Genomic DNA, 19,271 nt, shown 5'->3' on the forward strand with positions numbered 1-19,271 from the left:
GTCCACCGGTTGCCTCCTGCAAGGGCACTGTGGCCCGGCGACTACGCTGCGCGTCCGGCAGCGATTGCCTTCACCTTTTCGGAAGTCAGTCTCTCTCCGCCGATCGCCCAGTCGCCGCTTGCGAGCTCGTTGATCTTCACCCAGGTGACGCTTCGCATGCTCTCGCCCTCCACGGCGACCATCGCTTCGGTCACCTTCTCGATCAGCTGCTGCTTCTGGCCCGGTGTGAAAACGTCACGGATGACGTGAATATCGACGAGTGGTCTATTCCTCCTGTTCCGGGTTCAAGTTCGATCGCCGCGAACCTCTCGGCGCGGCTCATTCAGCGGATGCATTGGCTGCCGGTCCGCGGAATCTCGTGTCCACCGCGACGTCGCTGCGCAAGGTCTGAAGAACGACATAGCACCGCTTGGCGCGAACAATTGGCTTCATTCCGTCTTTGGTGACCTTCCCGGTCACCGGAATAAGTGGACGAGCCCGATGCTTAGGCCCAGCAGGAGGAGCAGCGACAGCGTGACGGCGGCGGTGACCCGTCCGCCCACGGTGGAGAGCACGCGCACGTCGACGCCAAGGCCAAGCGCAGCCATCGAGAGGACGGTCAGGATAGCCGCCGTCTTCGTCACCGGTGCGACCACAAGATCCGGCACGAGCTGGAGGGAGCGCAGGGCTGCGAGCATCAGAAAGCCGATGATAAACCAGGGCACCAGCTTGAATGGGCTGATGGCGGCGACCTTCGTTTGATCGGCATGGAGCTTGCGGCGCCGTGCCGCGACTAGCGACAGGGCGACCACGATCGGCCCCAGCATCAGCACGCGCACAAGCTTTACCAGCGTGCCAATTTGCGTGCTGACGATGCCCGCGGGCACGGTCGCCGCCAAGACCTGCGGAACGGCATAGACGGTGAGGCCCGCCAGAATGCCGTATTGTGTCGCCGACAGGTCCAGCAAGGGGATCAGGAGCGGCAGGCCCAGCACCATCAACACGCCGAGGATGGCGGTGAAGGAGATCGACGAGGCGACATCATCGCTATTGGCTCCGATCACCGGCGCGACGGCGGCGATTGCCGAGTTGCCGCAGATCGAATTTCCGCAGGCGATCAGGATCGACATTTTCGTAGGAAGCCCCAGCATGCGGCTGAGGCCGTAGCTCACCGCGAGCATCACTGCGACGGTGGCGACGATTGCGCTGATCAAGAGATAGCCGGAGGCCGCGATCGCGCCAAAGCTGACGGACGCACCGAGCAGCATGACGGCCACCTCTAGCAGTTGCTTGGCGCTAAAGGCTATGCCGGAACGCCAGCGTTGGGATGGTTGCCACACGCTACGAATCGCCATTCCGAGCAGGATCGCGATGACCAGTGCCTCGACGTAAGGATGGATGAAGACGTGCTCTTCGAGGCGTTGCGCGGCCAGCGAAACGGCGGTGATGATGCCGCAGAGCGCGACCCCTGGAATGACGGCCATGCCGCGGCCGAACATGCCTGGTCGCGGCCGTGCGTCGTCAGAACTGCTTTGGGGTGGCGGCACTTATCCTCCTTGGAGAATAATTTATGCGCCGGACCACGCGGGCTCGCTAGTACATTTTCGGATTGTGCCCATACAGAGAGGTTATATCCCTCAACCTGAATTTGCAGGCGTCGGCATGGCCATCGTCCCGGTTGGCGTCCAACGAGGATCAGATCAACTTGGGCGGTTCAAGGTAGTCCTGCCGCGGTCGCGTTCGAACGGATCATTGGATAGGAACGTCCGGGCAGCCCAGCCCGCACAGCGCATGCCGGCAAGATATTAAAGCGAGGCGAGCAAGCCCTGCGCCCACGCGACGGCGCGCTCGAAGCTGAGATCGCCCGGCTCGAAATAGACCGCGCGCGCCAGCACGATGACGCCGACAAGCCCCCAGAACAGGCCTATGCCGGCCGACTTCAGCCATTTGGACGCGCCGACCGGCGCAGTCGAAGGATCGACCGCCGGGACCGGCTCTCCAAAGGGATCGAATGCGGGCTGGCTCATGATAGCTTCCGTTTCACTAAGGCTAATGTCGCCAATAGCTGCGCGGAAGCAAGGGTAGAGGAATGCCTTTTGCGGCAGCGGCGTGGAAGCGCGTTTTCCGCTGCCGCCCTGGGGTAGGGTTTTCTTCTCTCGACCCGAATATCAGCGCAGCTCAAGACTGCTCGAGCTTGTTGCGCTCCGTTGTCACTGTCCCAGGAATGACTTACGCCGGTAACTTCGCTGCCCACTTCTTCGCCCAAACACCAAGAGGGACAAGAAGGGCATAAAGTTCATGTCCGGTCGGTGTAGCGCGATAACCCTCGTGCGAATGCTCGATCAAGCCTGCTTCACGCAATTCTTTCAGGCGCGAATTAAGAACCGTAGGCGAGATCGATTCGCAACGTTCTTGCAGTTCGCGGAATGTGCAGGGTCCACCTTTGCCGAGATTCCACAAAATGCCCATTGTCCAGCGTCGCCCCAACAGATCCAGGAGCGCCATGACGGGGACGCCTGTCCGCGAGCCTCGGACAGGTCTCCCAGGTTTTGTTGTTTGGCTCATCGGCATTCTCGCTACTAAATAGGTAGCATTCGCTCTGTCAAGGCTGAGGTTGCTGCGTGCGATCCTGCCAGGATTTTTTGTAACTCCGGCCTCTACTCCTGCAAAGACGAGACACTTGCGGCAATGTTGTCCGCCAGGGCTTTCACGAGCGGGACGTAGCGCCCGACGACGTCTGCTCGGTCAAGCGCCGACGTGAAATAGGTCATGCCGACGGTGGCGAGTACGCGCTGATTGTCGATGACGGGGAGTGCGATCGTGTTCGAGGAGCGCGGTTCGACCATCGGGTCGCGTTCTGCAAAACCTTGCTTGCGGATCGTGGCCAGCAAAGCCAATGCCCGTTTTCGTTCGGTGGCGAGTTTGTCTTCGGCCTCCTGCGACCGGGCAAGCATGTCGAGCAGCATCGATCGCTCGCTGACCGGACAGAACGCCAGATAGGCGCGCCCCAGCGCCCGCCCGAGCAGGCTGAGTTGCATATTGAGGGTACCGTGAAAGGGCGAAACCGGGCTGTCAGGAATGGTGCTGAAGCGGACCACGACTGAACTCCGGTCGAGAACGGCGATGGCGATCGGCCAGTGATACTGCCTGGTGAAGGCGAGCGCCCACGGGCGCGCGGCTTCCACCACCAGCGGATCGCCGTGAAAGCCGTTGCTCAGCGATTTGACCCGCGACGCGACCGCGTAGCCGCCCTGCCGCCGGTCGTTCGCGGCATAGCCCAGCGCGCATAGCGACTTCATCAACCGCACCACCGTCGATTTCGGCAACCCCGTCGCTTTGTGCAGGCGATGGATCGAGGTGACGCGGTGGCGGTTGAGCTCCTCCAGCAGCAGGAGCGTGCGCGAGGCGGCTTCGACGGTGTCAGACTTGAGCGGCATCCTGAAATTCCACCTGGTGGAACACGGTGGAATAGCTATGGCCGACCGGCGCCCTCCCTGCAATGGTTTTCGCCAAGCGCCACACCGGGCCTGCTTCCGAGGGCAGCCTGTGCAGATGGCCGGGGAGGAGCAACCGTGTCCGGAGACGTCGTCAGGCCGCATTTCTCGTCATTCCGCCGCCGCTTCTCCGCGCGGCAGCACGTGGTTGGCACGTTCATCAAGACGCCGACCACGCATGCGACCGAAATATTCGGCGCGCTCGCCTACGATTTCGTCGTGATCGACGAGGAGCACGCGCCGATCGATCGCGCGATGACCGATGTCATGCTGCTGGCCGCGCGCGCCAGCAATCTCGCGGGAATCGTGCGCGTGTCGTCAGACGATCCGGCCAAGATCCTGTCCTGCCTGGATTGCGGCGCAGCCGGTGTGCTGGTGCCCCACGTTGCGACGGTCGAGAAGGCGCGCGCGATTGCGGCTGCCGCGCGCTATCGCGGCGGACGGCGCGGCTATTCCGGTTCGGCCCGCGCCGGCGCCTATGGCGGAACGCCGATGTGGACTCTCGTCGATGAACAGGGTGCGTCGGTCTGCGCGATTGCAATGATCGAGGACCCGGAAGCGCTGGATCACATCGACGCCATTGCCGCGGTCGACGGGATCCATGGCTTCTTCATCGGCCGCGGCGATCTCACCGTCGCCCTCGGCGCCAAATCGCCGGCCGACGCCTCTGTCAAGGACGCGGTTATCAGGATCATTGCGGCGGCGAACAAAGTCACCAAGCCGGTCTGCGTGATGGTCGCGAGTGCTACGGAAGCCAAGGATTTCGCCGAGCTGGGCGCCAGCGCCTTCATCATCTCGTCGGATCAGGGCCAGATGCGCCGGGCTGCCGCGCAAACGCTCACCGATTTCAAAACGCTCGTTCGAACCACGGATGGCTCACATGTATCACAGCACTGATCCGCGCGCTGCGCTCGCCGCCACGCCCGTCAGCACAAGGCCGGCGGCTACCCATTTTGCAGGCGCCGAGTATGCGAAGTTCTACGAAACGCCGCCGGCTGAAAATCAGAACGGCGCGCGCACCTGGTATGCCCGCGGCCAGAACTTCATCATCGCCTATAGCGAGGCCGACAAGGGCGCGGTGCTGAGCCGGACGAGCCAGCCCGACGAATATGTCGTGCTGCTTCCCGATCCGGGGGCAGGCGCCGAAATCGTCTGGGGCAACGAGCGCAACGTCGTCAACGGTCATTCCATCAGTTTCGTGCCTTCGGGTGCAAGCTCCGTCACGTTGCAGGGTGCCGCCAAGGTGGTGCGCATGGTGACGACGCGATCGGAAGATCTCGCGAAACTGTGCGCCAATGCCGCATCCTACGCGACGCCGCATCCCAATTTGCCGCCGTTCGAGCCGTGGCCGGAGGCAGCTACGGGCGCGAAGATCCGGACCTACAGTCTCGACGTCGCGGCGACGCCGGGTCGGTTCGGGCGCATCTTCCGCTGCTCGACCTTCATGGTGAATTTCCTCGAGCCGCGAAACGGCCCGCGCGACCCGAGCAAGATGTCGCCGCATCACCATGACGATTTCGAGCAATGCTCGCTGGCGCTGGCCGGCACCTTTGTTCACCACCTGCGCTGGCCCTGGACGACGGACATGGCCCAGTGGCGCGACGACGATCACGAACGCTGCGGATCGCCCTCCATTGCCGTGATTCCACCACCGGCCATTCACACATCGCAAGCCGTCGATCCCAAGCTCAACGTTCTCGTCGACATCTTCTGCCCGCCGCGCCTGGATTTCTCGGCCAAGCCGGGCTGGGTGTTGAACGAGGACGATTATCCGATGCCCGCGCAAACCGCCGCCGGGCAATCTGCGGCCTGACACATCTCCATCTGAAAGGGCCCTGACCATGGCCGACAAGCAAGTGTCCTACCCGAGCACCGTGCCGCTGCCGCCGCTGTCGCGGGCGGCAGAAGTCGCCGAGCTCCTGGTCGGCGCGATCGACCTGCACTGCCATAGCGGCCCGGCAGCCATGCCGCGCATCCTCGATCATCACGAGGAGCTGCTCCATGCGGCGGAAGCGAAGTTCCGTGCTGTGCTCTACAAGGATCACTTCTATGCCGGGATGGCGCACGCGATACTGCTGGAGAAGCTGTTTCCCGAAACCAATGTGAAGCTGTTCTCCGGCATCGTGCTGAACAATGCCTCGGGCGGCATCAACCCGCATGCGGTCGACCATACGATCAAACTCGGCGGCAAGATCGTCTGGATGCCGACGCTGTCGGCCGCGAACCACATCAAAGCCATGGCCGCAGGAAACTCGACGTTTCCGAAGACCTCGCAAAAAATGCTCGATCCGATCCCGCTTTCCGCGCTCGATGCCAACGGCAAGCTCACGGACGACACCAGGAAGGTCATCGATCTCATTGCCGAGGCGGACATTATCCTGGCCGGCGGTCACCTGCCGGCCAGCGAACTGCACATCCTGTTCGAAGAGGCGGCGCGACGCGGCGTCAAGAAGATGATGGTCAACCATCCGACCTACATCGTCGGCTGCAATGACACCGACATCCGCCAGCTCGTCGCGCGCGGCGTCAAGATGGAGCATTCGATCTGTATGTTCATTGAAGGCAAATCCTTGAAGTACAGCCCGGATGATCTCGCGCACTTGATCGAAGTGGCCGGCGTCGACAACACGATTCTGTCGTCCGATCTCGGACTGCAGGGGTCGCAGCGTCCGGTCGATGGCTTCCGCAGCATCACCCAGATCTTGCTCGATCTCCAGATGCCGAGGCCCGCGATCAGGAAGCTCATCGGCGACAACGCGGCGCGGTTTCTGAACCTGCCGGTGATGCAGTCGACCGCGCAAGACGCCGCTTAGCGGGACAAGCGCAAAGACTGCGAAAAGCGGCGTGGGCCCAGGGGAGGAAGTCAGCATGAAACGGGTAGATCGCGACGGTGACGCGCTGATGGACCTCAGCATGTCGCGAGTCATGCCATTCATGGTGGCATTACTGTTCATGGGAGCAAGCCACACCGCCTTCGCGGAAGAGCAGCGCAAGCCGCCGAAGCCGCCGATCATCTTGGAATCGACGGGCGCGTATGAAGTGGGCGGCAAGGTCGTTGCCAAGCCCGGCGATCCCGGCCAGACGCTCTCCTGCGACCATGGTTACATCGAGTACTTCATCCCCGCGAAAAGGCGCAGCGTCGGCCTGATCATGTGGCACAGCTCCAGCACCAAAGTGTGGGAGAACCGCTGGGACGGCGGCGAAGGGTACAAGAGCATCTTCCTGCGCAAGGGCTATCCTGTTTACTTGTGGGACGGCCCGCGCGTCGGCCGCGCGAACTGGAGTTGCGAGCCGATCACCTACACGCCGGATTATTTCGATCAGCGCAACTTTGCCGCCTGGCGTTTCGGTCTGACCTATCTCAGTTGGCATCCGGGCCTGCAGTTTCCGACGGCCGACAAGGAAGCCTGGAATCAGGCGACGCGCGCCCGTTACGACGAGTTCGATACGCTCGAGAATGCAGTGTTGCAGGCGGAGGCCGGCGGCCAGGCGATCGACAAGATCGGTCCCGTCGTTGCCGTCACCAATTCCGCGGGCGGCTGGCGCGCGCTGTTGTCGGCGCTGAAGGCAAAGAGCGACAACATGAAGGGCATTGTCGCCTACGAAACACCAGGCTTCGTCTTCCCGGTGGGCGAGGGGCCCGAGCCGAAGCCGGATGCGCCGTACGGCCCTAATTCCGTGCCCCTCGTCGAGTTCAAGAAGCTGACCAGGTTTCCGATCCAGATGGTGTTCGGCGATTACACCGACACGCGTCCGATCTGGGTCACCTCGGTCAAGATGGCGCGGACCTTCTGCGATATCGTCAATCGTCACGGCGGAGATTGCGAGGTCTTGCTGCTGCCCGATGCGGGGCTGCATGGCAACACGCACATCGCCTTTGCCGATCTCAACAACGAAGCCGTTGCGGACGAACTATCCAAATGGCTGGTCCGCAAGGGCCTGGACAAGTTTGCCGGAGAATAAGCGCTGGTGCCACGCGGGACCTGCGCACAGCTGGGGAGGAAACATGCGCCTGCTCTCTTTCGGCCTCATTGGCCTTGCACTTGCCATTGCGCCATGTCACCGCGCCGCGGCCCAGGAGTGGCCGAACCGACCGGTCACCATGATCGTGCCGTTCCCGGCCGGCGCTGCCGTTGACACGCTGGCGCGCGCCGTGGCCCACACGTTGAGCGAAGATTTCGGCAAGCAGTTCATCGTCGAAAACCGTGCGGGGGCGGGCGGTAATCTCGGTGGGGCGGCGGTCGCCAAAGCGGCGGCAGACGGCCATACATGGCTGTTCGGGACGCCGGCGCCGATCGCGCTCAATAAGTTCATGTACAAGGGCCTGGCTTACGATTCGGAGCGAGACTTCACGCCGGTCATACTCGTCGCCAAGTCTCCAATGATCATTACGGCGACGCGAGACTTTCCAGCGAAGACGCTTCCCGACCTGATCGCGTACGCCAAACAGAATCCGGGCAAGGTCAATGTCGGCCATCCCGGAAACGGCACGCTCGGACACATTACCTCGGCATTGATCCAGCAGTTTGCCGGCGTGGAGATGACACATGTACCTTATCGCGGATCCGCGCCGCTGATCACGGACCTCTTGGGCGGACAAGTGAACGTCGCGATGGATTTCATGCCGACCTATCTGCCACTGGTGGCCGAGCGCAAGGTCCGCGCGCTTGCCGTGACGACAAGTCAGCGCGTGGCGCAACTGCCCGATGTACCGACGGTGCAGGAAGCGGGATTCAAGGGATTCGAGGCGACCGCATGGTACGCGATCGTCGCGCCGACCGGTACACCGCCCGACATCGTTATGAAGGTAAACAAGGCGGTGAACGCCTTCCTGAAGAGCGACAAGGGCAGGACCATCCTCGAACAAAATTCGCTGCACGGCGTCGGCGGCGCGCCGGAAGACCTCAAGGCGTTTATCGATGGCGAACGCGACAAATGGCGCCCCGTGATCGAGGCGGCAAAGATCGCGATGCAGTAAGCGTCACAGGCGGCAGCAGTGGCATCGGCAAGGCGATGGGCATGAAAAGAGAACAATGGAAAAACTGAAACTCTATATCGACGGCGACTGGGTCGATCCGGCCGCGCCGTCAACGCTTGGAATCGTCAATCCTGCAACCGAGGAAACCTTTGCGCGCATCAGCTTGGGTTCAGGGGCCGATGTGGACCGGGCCGCCAAGGCAGCGCGCCGCGCCTTCGCGACCTATGCCGAGACGGGTATCGAAGAACGCCTGTCCTGGCTACAGAAGATCATCGAGGGTTTCAGAACGCGCCTGCCGGAACTGGCGCGGATGATGACGCTCGAAATGGGCGCACCGATCACGTTTGCGACCGAACGTCAGGCCACGGTCGCGCTGTTTCATTTCGAGGAAGCGGCGCGTGTGCTTGCGCAATACAAGTTTGAGGAGCGGATGGGGAACGGGATCATCCGCCGCGAACCGATTGGCGTCTGTGGACTGATCACGCCGTGGAATTGGCCGCTGAACCAGGTTGCCTCCAAAGTCGCGCCGGCGCTCGCAACCGGCTGCACGGTCGTCCTGAAACCCAGCGAGATCGCGCCGCTCAGCGCGATGCTGTTCGCGGAGATCGTCGACGCCGCTGGCGTGCCGGCGGGCGTCTTCAATCTCGTCAACGGCGATGGTCCCATAGTGGGCCAGGCGATCGCCGCCCATCCCGAGATCGACATGGTGTCTTTCACGGGATCCACGGCGGCTGGCGTAAGAGTGGCCAAGCTTGCGGCTGATACGGTCAAGCGCGTTGCGCAAGAGCTCGGCGGCAAGTCGGCCAATATCATCCTTGCCGATGCCGATCTGAAAGCGGCTGTGATGCAGGGCGTTCACGCCTGTTACACCAACGGCGGCCAGAACTGCCAATCTCCCACGCGCATGCTGATTCCGCGCGCGCAGCGGGACGCGGCATTCGAGGCGGCGCGCGAGGCGGTCGACAGCATTCGACCCGGAGACCCGCTCGACCCCGCATCCACCATGGGGCCGCTGGTGAGTCAGACGCAGTTTCAGAAAGTTCAGGACCTTATTCAATCCGGCATCGATGAGGGGGCGACGCTGGTGGCCGGCGGAACGGGTCGGCCTGCGGAAATCAACCGCGGATACTATGTTCGCCCGACCGTCTTCGGGGATGTGACGCCGCAAATGAGGATTGCGCGTGAGGAAATCTTCGGCCCCGTGCTGTCAATCATGAGCTATGATAGCGAGGATGAGGCAATCGAAATCGCCAATGACACGCCGTTCGGTTTGGCAGGCTTCGTGCAGTCTAGGGATGTGGACCGCGCTCGCGCCGTCGCCAACCGTATCCGCGCAGGGCGCGTTTACCTCAACGGTGCTCCTTTCGACCGCAGCCTGCCGTTTGGCGGCTACAAGCAGTCCGGCAATGGGCGCGAATTCGGAATCTTCGGGTTTGAAGAATATCTCGAGGTGAAGGCGATACTCGGCCCCTGAGATCGGTGGGAGCACCGTACGATGGTCGAGCAAGGGACATTATCATATCACTTGGCGGATAGCCGCCCGACGTCCGCGTCAGGCGTGCTTGTCGAGGCGGCGCTTGAGCAGGGTCAAGTGTTGCAGCAGGTCCGATTGCGCGACGGGTGACAGCTCGCCGATCAGGGCGATCACCCATTCCTCGTGCCGGCGTGCCATCCGGCCGAATTCCTTTGCGCCTTCCTGCGAGAGGCGCAGGCGGAAGGTGCGGCGGTCTTCGGAATCGACTTCTCGATGGATAAAGCCGTCGGCTTCCAGCTTCTGAACGAGCGCGGTGATGGCGCCGTTCGAGACCATCAAGAGCTCGGAGACTTCGGACATGGTCGCGCCTGCAGGTTTGCGTGCGAGCTGTGCCAAAAGGTCGAAGCGAGCCAGCGTGGTGTTGAACTCCTTGCGCAGCCGGGCATTTAGCGCCTTCTCGATCCGGGTAGAGCAGGAAAGCAGCCGTAGCCAAATGCGCAATTCGAGATGCGCGCCGTCGGATTCGTGCCCTGGCTCGACCGGCTGCATGCGCGCGCCCTTGGGGGATCGAGCCTTTCGTTTGACCGTGGCGTCCATGGCTGGCATCTCACCCCGAGCTAGATGGAAATCGACCCGATGCTGGCTCCGCCGCAGACGTAAAGCGTCTGTCCGGTGATGAAGTCGGCATCCGGTGAACTGAAGAAACTGACCGCGCGGGCGACGTCGGTGGATTTGCCGAGCCGGCCGAGCGGAATTGATTGCGCCAATTTTTTCGCGCGTTCGGATTCCGGAGACATCACGCTCTCGAACATCTCGGTATCGCCGATCGGGCCCGGCGCGACGACGTTGACGGTGATCCCGAACGGAGCGAGCTCGAGTGCCCAGGTCCGCGCCATGCCGATGATGCCGGCCTTGGTGGCCGAATAGACCGTGCGGGTGGCGGCGCCGAGCGCGGCGCGGGAGGACAGTAGCACGATGCGGCCAAAACGGGCTTGCTTCATGTTCGGCAGTGCCGCCTGCACCAGCGCGATTCCCGCGCCGAAATGGAGCTGTGCCAAGGCGCCGACGTCCTCGTCATCGACCTCTTCCAGCGGCTTTGCGCGAATCGCGCCGGCATTGTGCACGACATGAGTGATAGCAACCTTGACGGCGATTTCTGCCGCCGCCTGGCGTGTCGCAGCCGCATCGAGCAGGTCGACCTCGCGAGAGGAGAGTTTTGGATGGCTCCAGTCCGGCTTGCGCCGCGACAGCGAGATCACGTCATATCCTTCCGCAAGGAGGCCGCGCGCGATCGCAGCGCCAATGCCGGTGTTACCGCCGCTCACGATCGCCGTGTGATGGGACACGTTCATCCTTCCTCACATGAAGAGCTGGATGTTGCCGAAGGCAGCATCGCAATTGATCAGGTCGACGCGCTTGAGCTTGATTTTCAGCCTGCCGTTCTCGACGCTGAGATGATGCGTAGCCCACGCTGCAAAGAGTGTCTGCTCGTCCATCCGGGTCTCGATATAGTGCATCGGGGTCCAGGTGACATAACTGTTGGCGGTGGGATCGCGCGAATCGACCTGCGGCGTCTGCAGCACATGATGGCAGCGGCTCTTCGGCTTCTGGCTGAACGTCCGCGCGCCCTTGAGCCGTTCGACCCGGATCGAGAGCAAGAGCTTGTCCTCATACATCAGCGAGCAGGTCAGCCGCGGATCGGTTTGATTCCATTCCAGCGGCATCCAGTAGAAAGCGTCGTTGGCGTAGAGATCGAGCCATTCGTCGAAGCGCTGCTGATCGATCAGCCGCGCCTCGCGGACGACGAAGTCAATCAGTTCCTGATCGGTGGGAGTCGCATTCTTGAGGGGAGCCTCGGCGAGCATGCTCATGTCACATCCCCATCGTCATGAACTTGGTCCAGGCCCGGAACTGGTGACGCATCGGCCACTCGCTGGTGCCGTTGACCGCCACGTTGGTCTGCCCGGCTTCGTCGGGGCTGTAGAGGCGCTGGAGGTTCACCCACTCGTTACCGTTCGAGTGCAGGCCCTCCTGAGCGCGTTCATACATTTCGAGGTCGTCATGGCCGACGATCGAGGTTGGCGCATTGATGAGCCGGTTGTACATCAGCGTGCGCTCGAGCAGCATGTCGGGCGCATCGACGAGCTGGAACGTCCAGGATTCGACCAGCGTCTTGTTGGCCGCGATCGGCTTGAAGTGCCGCAACAACTGAATCGGACCCTTGATCATGATGTTGGGGAAGTAGACCGTGTTGTGCCGGTTTTCGCCGAGGATCGCCTTGGCGCGGTCCTCGCCATAGGCGGCCGTCATCTTCTCGAAATAGCCCGGCACCGCCGAATAATCAGAATGGATCGAATGGTGCACGCCGGTGTGGCCATGCCCATTGTCCCAGATCCGGATGCCCATGTTCTCGAAGAACTCGTAGGGGCTCATGAAAGGGGCGATGATCTCGACCGCCATCGGTTTCTTGGTGCCGGGCGGCGCCTTCTTCCAGACCTCGACCACGGTCCCCGCGGAGGACTCGTGCGCTACCATCGGATGGCAGGTGTCGGTCTGGTTTTCCACCAGCATCTTCCAATTGCAATTGTGCATGTAACGCAGCACGCCGCCGGCAACCTTGAGCTGACCGACCGGTGAGCGGTCGATCATGTTGTCGAAGCTCGATAGGCTCTCGCCGAAGAACTCCTCGAAATCGAGGCCGCCGTCATTGATCTTGGCGAACACGAAGCCGCGGTAGTTGCGGACATGGCGCACCGGCGCCATGCCGCTCGCCGCATGGCTCTGTTCGAAGCCGGTGTTCTCGTAGCCCTTCTTCAGGGGAATCGCGAGCAGCGAGCCGTCGGTCCTGAAGCTCCAGGCATGATAGGGGCAGCGGAAGAACTTTCCGGCATTGCCGCAGGTCTCTGACGTGATGCGCGTGCCCTTATGCGGGCAGCGATTGTGCAGCACTTTTACCGTCCCGTCGGTGTGGCGGACCAGCAGGACAGGTTGCGTGCCGATTGTGGTGCCAAAATAGTCGCCGGGATTGGGCACCTGGCTGTCATGGCCGACATAGACCCAGCTATTCGGGAACATATGCTCCATCTCGAGCTGGAACACTTCCTCGCTGACATAGACGTCGCGGTGAACCTCCTGGTCGCGGACCAGGGCGCGAATTGCCGCGACGTTGCCGGCATATCGGGTCATGCGTTCCTCCTTCACAGGTCGAGCACGAGTCGCTTGGTTTTTGCGCGCGAAATGCAGATCTGCATCACCTTGTTCGAGGCCTTCTCGCTTTCACTCAAGATGTAGTCGCGATGATCGGGAATGCCCGCGATCACCGTGGTTTGGCAGATGCCGCAATCGCCGCGCTTGCAGTCATGCATTGGGTCTTCGCCGGCCTCGAGCAGCACGTCGAGGATGGTCTTGCCGGCGGGAATGTCATAGACGCGCCCGCTGCTCTTGAGTTCGACCTCGAAAGCGGAGTCCCCGGACTTCTCTTCGGGCGCAGTGAAGATTTCGAAATGCAGCCGCCCTTGCGGCCAGTTCATCCGCTTCGCCAGCGCGATGGCTGCTTCGATCATCGGCAGCGGTCCGCAGAGATACAGCGGCACGTCAGGTGCGAGCCGGCTCATCAAGCCCTCAAGGTCGAAGAAGCAACCGGCTTCGTCGTCGGTGTGGATGGTCGCGCTTTCGCTGGCCAGCCGCTCGATTTCGCCGAGAAAGGCGAGTTCGCTACGGCTGCGGCCGGCATAATAGAACGAGAACGGCCGCTTCGCCGCGTTCAATTCACAGGCCATTGTGAGCAGCGGCGTCACGCCGATGCCGCCCGCGACAAGTGCGACTTCTCCCGCACCCGCGCCGAGCGGAAAATTGTTCGCTGGCGGCGAGATTATCAGGCGATCGCCGGTCTTGAGGCCATGCATAAAGCTGGAGCCGCCGTGGCTCTTGCTTTCCTGCAACACGGCGATGCGATAGGCGGTCGGATGTTCGGCCGCGCGCGGCGACGCCGTTTCGATCAGCGAATAGGAGCGACGGCCGACATCAGGCAGGTGGACGTCGATATGAGCGCCCGCGGCCCAGCCCGGCATCGGCGCGCCGTTGGCGCGCGCAAGCACGAATTCGCGAATGCGCGGCGTGAGCGCCTCGGCCTTCGACACCACCACTTCGAATCGATCCATCCTCAGACGTCCTCGAATAACGTCTCGACGGTGCGCAACGCGCCGTCGAGCTCAGTGCCATCGGCGTCCTTCAGCGCCACCTTGGTCAGCCGTTGCACCCATTCGGCGGCGTCGCGGCGGCCGGCCAGACGCTCGGACGCAAGCATGACCTTGTCGAACTTCGATTCACCGCGCGAATGCGTGTCCGAATAGCCGCCGACGAGACGGCGGGCCTCGCACACGGCGGTTGCAAGCGCCGGGTCGCTGGCAGCGATTTTTCGGATGCGTTGCGCCCATTCTTCGAGATGGCGCATCTCGCGCGCGTGCCGCAGTGTGCCACGACGGAAGCGCCGTAGGCCCGCAACACAGTACAGCAGCAAGAACGACGACGGCGCGGTGGTGCGCAGTTTACGTCCACGATCGATCAGCCGCGCAAGCACCTCGCTGCGCTCGACCTTCTCGCCGAGCCAGGGCGGCAAGAGGCCCGCCATTTCCTCGATTCGCGGATGGAAGAATTCGGTGATCGCGAGAACCTGGTCATTGCCGGCGCGGACTTCGCGGCGGACCCGCTCGAATCGCCCCGCGCGCGTCTTGAGATCGGCCACGCGAATGACATCGTCATAGGCCATCGCGACCGCGAGATATTTTGCAAAAGCCTGCAGCAGACCGGTCGCCTCGCGCGGCATTGCTTCCAGCCGGTCGAGATATTCGCTGCCATATGCGACGTCTTGATAATCGACTACGCGCTGCAGGCCGGCGGCGACGATGCCGTGCACCTCCGGTGGCAACTGCCGTGCCCGCGCGACCAGCGCGTCGTAGCCGGGCTGGCCGATCGGTTCGAGACGTGGAAAGCGTTTTGCGAGTGGCGGCTTCGCCACAGGCTTGATCTTGGGATCCTGCTTGAGCATGGCGGCGGCGCGCTCGCGACCGGCGGCGAAGGCGCGCAGGCTGGCATCGACGCCGACTCCCGCCGCGCGTATCGTTTCCTCAAAATCTTCGACAGTGAAGGGCAGGGCGCCGGAGCCGGCGAGTGCGCCGAACAGCACCGAGGAGACCACGCTGCCGGTGGCGTCGGCGATCTCGGCCATGTCGAACGCGATGAAGCGATTGGCAGCGACGTTTGCCGCATCATAGACCTGCGCCGCGTCGGCGGTGCCATCGCCAGGCGCGGTCTTCTCGATCACCGCCAGCGAGCGATGGGAGGAGCCGATCAACAGCGTGCGATCAGGTGAGACCAATCCGCGCAGAATGGCGCGGCCGGCCTCCATTAATTCGGCGCCGATCACGATATCGACTTTGCCGGGCGCCGGCATCAGCGACAGCACGGGGTGGCGATCGGGCTTATCCGTGTCGGGCGCGATCATCTCTATGTAATAGATCGTGGCGCCGGTACGCTGGGCAACGCCGGGCACCGATGTCGATTGAGCGAACCAGCCGCGCCGCTCCGCCAGTGCCACAATCCAGTCGACCAGCACGCCGCCGCCCTGACCGCCCATCGCGAGCACCGCCACGGTGATCGGGCGGGCCTGACTGAGCGCGATGGAGGAGGGCGCGACTGAGACGTTCATGCCGCCTCCTGCTCGAACATGATACGTCGTCCCGCCCGCCAGCGCTGCAACGCGCCGATCATCCGCTGCCAGAAGCGGTCGAGCCGCGCTTCGAACGCCGTCGGATTAGAAACGATGTCAGCGCGGTAGAACGAGGGACACAAGACAGCCGCGTCCGCGACCTCGCCGCAATGGCCGCAGCCGACGCAACTATTGTCGACGGCGGCGACCGGATTGTCCTTGAGAGGATCGCTGGTCGGCTTCACCGACAGCGAGGGGCAGCCGGACAGGCGGATGCAGGCGTGGTCGCCGGAACAGACGTCTTCATCCACGCCGAAGCGCTCGCGCACGATGCGCTCGCCGCGCTTGGCGGCGGCCGCCAGCATCGGCTTCACGCGCCGCTGCTTGTTCAGCATGCATTCCGACGAGGCGACGATGATCTTCGGGCCCTTCTCCTCCGTCGTCAGCGCCTCGCGCAGCGTATCGCGCATGCGCGTGACGTCGTAAGTGCGATCGATCTGGCGTACCCATTTGGCGCCGACGCCCTTCGCCGCCTCGACGATCGGATGCTTGGTCGAACGCGAACGGTTGTCGGCGCGCGAGGACGGGATGTCCTGGCCGCCGGTCGCGGCGGAATAGTAATTGTCGACCACGACGATCACGCCGTCGTGCTGGTTGAAGACGGCGTTGCCGACGCCGCTGGTCAGTCCGTTATGCCAGAAGCCACCGTCGCCCATCATCGAGATCGGCCGCTTGCCCGCCGGCACGTTGAAGGCGGAGGCCGAGGCCGGGCCGAGCCCATAGCCCATGGTGGTGGCGCCGATATTGAACGGCGGCAGAATCGAAAACAAATGGCAGCCGATATCGGCGGCGACATGATGCGGGCCGAGTTCCTTTTCCACCAGCTTCATCGCGGAAAAGATCGGCCGCTCCGGACAGCCGGTGCAAAAACCGGGCGGGCGCGGCGGCACCACGTCGGCCAACGCGCGGATCTTGTCGTCAACTTCGACACGGTCGATGTTCGGTGCGCGTGCGGCATCCGGCAGCGCATCCGGGCGCCAGCGGCGGATGAAGGCGCCGATCGCATCGCCCGTGATCTGCGCGGTGTACTCGCCGGCCATCGGGAGCAGGTCCTTGCCGTGCAGCTTCGCTGGAATGTCGGCGTTGCGCAGGATCTTGTGCAGCGCCTGCTCGATGAACTCGGGCTGGCCTTCCTCGACCATCAGCACCGCCTTCTTGGTGCGGCAGAAGTCGATCACCTCGCGGTCGACGATCGGGTAGGTCACATTCATCACGTAGAGCGGCACGCGTGTCTCGCCCCAGATATCGGCAAGGCCGGCCTCGCGCAGCGCGGTGATGACACCGTTATACATGCCGCCCTGCATGATGATGCCGATATCGTCGATGTCGCCGTCGAAGGTCTCGTTCATGCCGCGGGCGTGGATGAATTCAACCGCGGCGGGCCAGCGATGCTCGACCTTCTCCTTTTCGTGCAGGAAAGAAGCCGGCGGCAGCACGATCCGGTTGGTGTCGCGCGACGGCTGGTCCAACGCGCGGGCCAGCGGAAACGCGGGGCGGACATTGTCGCGGGTCGCGAAGCGGCCATGCACATGGCAGGCGCGTATCCGTACCTCCAGCATGACGGGCGTATTCGACGCCTCTGATAGCTCGAAGGAATCGTGCACGGCCTTGACGATCGATGCCACGTTGGGCCGCGGATCCACCAGCCAGAGCTGCGACTTCATTGCGAACGCATGCGAACGCTCCTGCATGATGGAGGAGCCTTCGCCGTAATCCTCGCCGATGATGATCAGCGCGCCGCCGGTCACGCCGCCCGAGGAGAGGTTGGCGAGCGCGTCGGACGCGACGTTGATGCCGACCGGCGCCTTGAAGGTGACCGCGCCACGCACCGGATACATCACCGAGGCGGCCAGCGTCGCCGCGGCGGTGGCCTCGCTGGCGCTGGATTCGAAGTGCACGCCGAGGTCGGAGAGAATATCCTGCGCGTCCGACAGCACGTCCATCAGGTGCGAGATCGGCGCGCCCTGGTAGCCGGCGACATAACTGACGCCACATTCGAGCAGTGCTTTGGTAATGGCGAGGATACCTTCGCCGCGAAATTCCTGGCCGGCGCCGAGCTTCAGGTCCTCCACCTCGCGCGCGAAAGAGCGTTCTGCCATGCTCGCCTCCTGAGGGCTCGCCCGGAACTCCGGATGATCGAATATAATTTTAGACATCAAACAAAAATGATGTCAATCGGACCCGCAAGTTCTGAGGCCGCAAAACGCTTCACGCGCATTATGAGTGCGGCTCTAGCCTGTTTCATGGACTTCGTGCACGCGCGCCGAGCTTCCGATCGGCGGCCGGTTCGCTTGACAGGATATTTTAGCCATGAAACATTATTGAGACGCGCGTTGCTCTTGGCGGCGTGCGCAAAACTGGCCTTTGCGGGAGACTGATATGACCCCGGTTTCGCCATTACGCGGGCCGTCTCGCGAACACCTTGCGTGGCCGTTCTTCGATTCCCGCCACAGCGAATACGCTGCCGCACTCGACGCATTTGCAGCCGATCTTGGCGATACGCACGGCGGTGACGTCGACGAAACCTGCCGTTCGCTGGTACGCAGGCTTGGCGCTGCCGGATTGCTGGAGGCCTCGGTCGCGGGCGATCAGCCCGATGCGGTCATCGATTCCCGGCTGATTTGTCTCGCCCGCGAAACGCTGGCCTGGTACAGCGGGCTCGCCGATTTCGCTTTCGCGATGCAGGGACTTGGCACCGGCGCAGTGGCGATTGCCGGTTCTCCCAAAATGCGCGCGCTGGTGCTGCCGAAGGCGCGGCGTGGCGAATGGATTGCCGCCTTTGCCTTGTCGGAGAAGGAGGCCGGTTCCGATGTTGCCGCCATGGCCTGCAACGCCCGGCTTGAAGGCGATCACTACATCCTGGACGGCGAGAAGACCTGGATTTCCAACGGCGGCATTGCCGACGTCTATACGCTGTTTGCGCGAACCGGCGAGGCACCGGGCGCGCGGGGCATTTCGGCTTTTCTGGTGCTGCCGGACGATCCCGGTTTTTCGATTGCCGATCGCATCGATGTGATGGCGCCGCACCCGCTGGCGACGCTGCGTTTCGAGGGCTGCCGGATTCCGGCGGCGCGGCTGTTGGGTTCGCCGGGTGAAGGTTTCAAGATTGCGATGCGCACCCTCGATATCTTCCGCGCATCTGTTGCCGCCGCCGCGCTGGGTTTTGCCCGCCGCGCGCTCGACGAGGCAGTGGCGCATGCACTGTCACGGCGGATGTTCGGCGGCGTGCTGGGCGACCAGCAATTGACGCAGGCAGCCCTCGGCGACATGGCCGCAGGTGTCGATGCCAGCGCGCTTCTCACCTACCGCGCGGCGTGGCGGCGCGACGTGCAGAAAGCTTCCACGACCCGAGAAGCGGCGATGGCGAAAATGGTCGCGACCGAAACCGCGCAAGCGGTGATCGACCGCGCCGTGCAGATGTTCGGCGGCCGCGGCGTACGCTCGGGCGAAGTCGTCGAGCAGCTCTATCGCGAGATACGCGCGTTGCGCATCTATGAAGGCGCGACGGAAGTCCAGAAACTCATCATCGGACGTGATGTCCTGAAGGCGGTCTAGCCGAACGGCGTTCAGTCGCGTCCT

The 19,271-nt window shown here is 63.0% G+C and carries 19 protein-coding genes; 7 read left to right on the top strand and 12 right to left on the bottom strand.

Features of this window, described 5'->3' with window-relative positions:
• Positions 1-41 precede the first annotated feature (41 nt).
• The 5 genes from RX328_RS06130 to RX328_RS06150 form a co-directional block, all read right to left on the bottom strand.
• Entirely contained in the window at positions 42-251 is a 210-nt protein-coding gene (locus tag RX328_RS06130; RefSeq protein WP_213251953.1) for a tautomerase family protein, read from the bottom strand.
• A 204-nt stretch (positions 252-455) separates the two neighbouring features.
• Entirely contained in the window at positions 456-1,478 is a 1,023-nt protein-coding gene (locus RX328_RS06135; protein WP_249726426.1) for a putative sulfate exporter family transporter, read from the bottom strand.
• Positions 1,479-1,784: 306 nt separating this feature from the next.
• A complete protein-coding gene (locus RX328_RS06140; RefSeq protein WP_213251868.1) occupies positions 1,785-2,006 on the bottom strand; it encodes a hypothetical protein in 222 nt (73 codons plus the stop codon).
• Positions 2,007-2,208: 202 nt separating this feature from the next.
• On the bottom strand, positions 2,209-2,484 hold the full coding sequence (locus RX328_RS06145; protein ID WP_312018018.1) for a helix-turn-helix domain-containing protein: 276 nt from the start codon (positions 2,482-2,484) through the stop codon (positions 2,209-2,211).
• 152 nt (positions 2,485-2,636) lie between these two features.
• On the bottom strand, positions 2,637-3,416 hold the full coding sequence (locus RX328_RS06150) for a DNA-binding transcriptional regulator (protein ID WP_213251870.1): 780 nt from the start codon (positions 3,414-3,416) through the stop codon (positions 2,637-2,639).
• A gap of 135 nt (positions 3,417-3,551) precedes the next feature.
• Here RX328_RS06150 and RX328_RS06155 point away from each other — a divergent pair, with 135 nt between their 5' ends.
• The 6 genes from RX328_RS06155 to RX328_RS06180 are packed head-to-tail and all read left to right on the top strand — an operon-like array spanning position 3,552 to position 9,925.
• On the top strand, positions 3,552-4,370 hold the full coding sequence (locus RX328_RS06155; protein WP_312018019.1) for an HpcH/HpaI aldolase family protein: 819 nt from the start codon (positions 3,552-3,554) through the stop codon (positions 4,368-4,370).
• On the top strand, positions 4,354-5,286 hold the full coding sequence (locus RX328_RS06160; protein ID WP_213251872.1) for a hypothetical protein: 933 nt from the start codon (positions 4,354-4,356) through the stop codon (positions 5,284-5,286). The genes RX328_RS06155 and RX328_RS06160 overlap by 17 nt, the downstream gene beginning before the upstream one ends.
• A 28-nt stretch (positions 5,287-5,314) precedes the next feature.
• On the top strand, positions 5,315-6,286 hold the full coding sequence (locus RX328_RS06165; RefSeq protein ID WP_213251873.1) for a DUF6282 family protein: 972 nt from the start codon (positions 5,315-5,317) through the stop codon (positions 6,284-6,286).
• A 55-nt stretch (positions 6,287-6,341) separates the two neighbouring features.
• On the top strand, positions 6,342-7,436 hold the full coding sequence (locus RX328_RS06170) for an alpha/beta hydrolase (protein ID WP_213251874.1): 1,095 nt from the start codon (positions 6,342-6,344) through the stop codon (positions 7,434-7,436).
• A gap of 43 nt (positions 7,437-7,479) precedes the next feature.
• Positions 7,480-8,451, top strand: coding sequence for a Bug family tripartite tricarboxylate transporter substrate binding protein (locus RX328_RS06175; RefSeq protein WP_213251875.1), 972 nt, complete (start codon positions 7,480-7,482; stop codon positions 8,449-8,451).
• A gap of 55 nt (positions 8,452-8,506) precedes the next feature.
• Positions 8,507-9,925: an aldehyde dehydrogenase family protein gene (locus RX328_RS06180; RefSeq protein ID WP_213251876.1), complete on the top strand. Its 1,419-nt coding sequence runs from the start codon at positions 8,507-8,509 to the stop codon at positions 9,923-9,925.
• A gap of 78 nt (positions 9,926-10,003) precedes the next feature.
• On the opposite strand, the gene RX328_RS06185 is transcribed toward RX328_RS06180, so the two are convergent.
• Genes RX328_RS06185 through RX328_RS06215 form a run of 7 tightly spaced genes read right to left on the bottom strand, consistent with a single transcriptional unit; the run spans position 10,004 to position 17,791 of the window.
• The gene (locus tag RX328_RS06185; RefSeq protein ID WP_213251877.1) at positions 10,004-10,522 is read right to left on the bottom strand and encodes a MarR family winged helix-turn-helix transcriptional regulator; all 519 of its coding nucleotides are present in this window, start codon (positions 10,520-10,522) and stop codon (positions 10,004-10,006) included.
• A gap of 20 nt (positions 10,523-10,542) precedes the next feature.
• Positions 10,543-11,271, bottom strand: coding sequence for an SDR family NAD(P)-dependent oxidoreductase (locus RX328_RS06190; RefSeq protein ID WP_409410801.1), 729 nt, complete (start codon positions 11,269-11,271; stop codon positions 10,543-10,545).
• Between the two features lie 12 nt (positions 11,272-11,283).
• Positions 11,284-11,796 (bottom strand): aromatic-ring-hydroxylating dioxygenase subunit beta, encoded by a 513-nt coding sequence (locus tag RX328_RS06195; RefSeq protein ID WP_249726427.1) that lies wholly within the window; start codon positions 11,794-11,796, stop codon positions 11,284-11,286.
• Between the two features lies 1 nt (position 11,797).
• The gene (locus RX328_RS06200; RefSeq protein WP_213251879.1) at positions 11,798-13,111 is read right to left on the bottom strand and encodes an aromatic ring-hydroxylating dioxygenase subunit alpha; all 1,314 of its coding nucleotides are present in this window, start codon (positions 13,109-13,111) and stop codon (positions 11,798-11,800) included.
• A gap of 11 nt (positions 13,112-13,122) precedes the next feature.
• The gene (locus tag RX328_RS06205; RefSeq protein ID WP_213251880.1) at positions 13,123-14,085 is read right to left on the bottom strand and encodes a PDR/VanB family oxidoreductase; all 963 of its coding nucleotides are present in this window, start codon (positions 14,083-14,085) and stop codon (positions 13,123-13,125) included.
• Positions 14,086-14,087: 2 nt separating this feature from the next.
• Positions 14,088-15,632, bottom strand: coding sequence for an indolepyruvate oxidoreductase subunit beta family protein (locus tag RX328_RS06210; RefSeq protein WP_213251881.1), 1,545 nt, complete (start codon positions 15,630-15,632; stop codon positions 14,088-14,090).
• Positions 15,629-17,791 carry an indolepyruvate ferredoxin oxidoreductase subunit alpha gene (locus RX328_RS06215; protein ID WP_213251882.1) on the bottom strand — a complete coding sequence of 721 codons (2,163 nt, stop codon included), beginning with the start codon at positions 17,789-17,791 and terminating at the stop codon, positions 15,629-15,631. The genes RX328_RS06210 and RX328_RS06215 overlap by 4 nt, the downstream gene beginning before the upstream one ends.
• Positions 17,792-18,071: 280 nt before the next feature.
• Here RX328_RS06215 and RX328_RS06220 point away from each other — a divergent pair, with 280 nt between their 5' ends.
• On the top strand, positions 18,072-19,247 hold the full coding sequence (locus tag RX328_RS06220) for an acyl-CoA dehydrogenase family protein (protein ID WP_213251883.1): 1,176 nt from the start codon (positions 18,072-18,074) through the stop codon (positions 19,245-19,247).
• Positions 19,248-19,271 lie beyond the last annotated feature (24 nt).

It is taken from the genome of Bradyrhizobium sp. sBnM-33 (assembly GCF_032917945.1).
Taxonomy (GTDB): Bacteria; Pseudomonadota; Alphaproteobacteria; order Rhizobiales; family Xanthobacteraceae; genus Bradyrhizobium.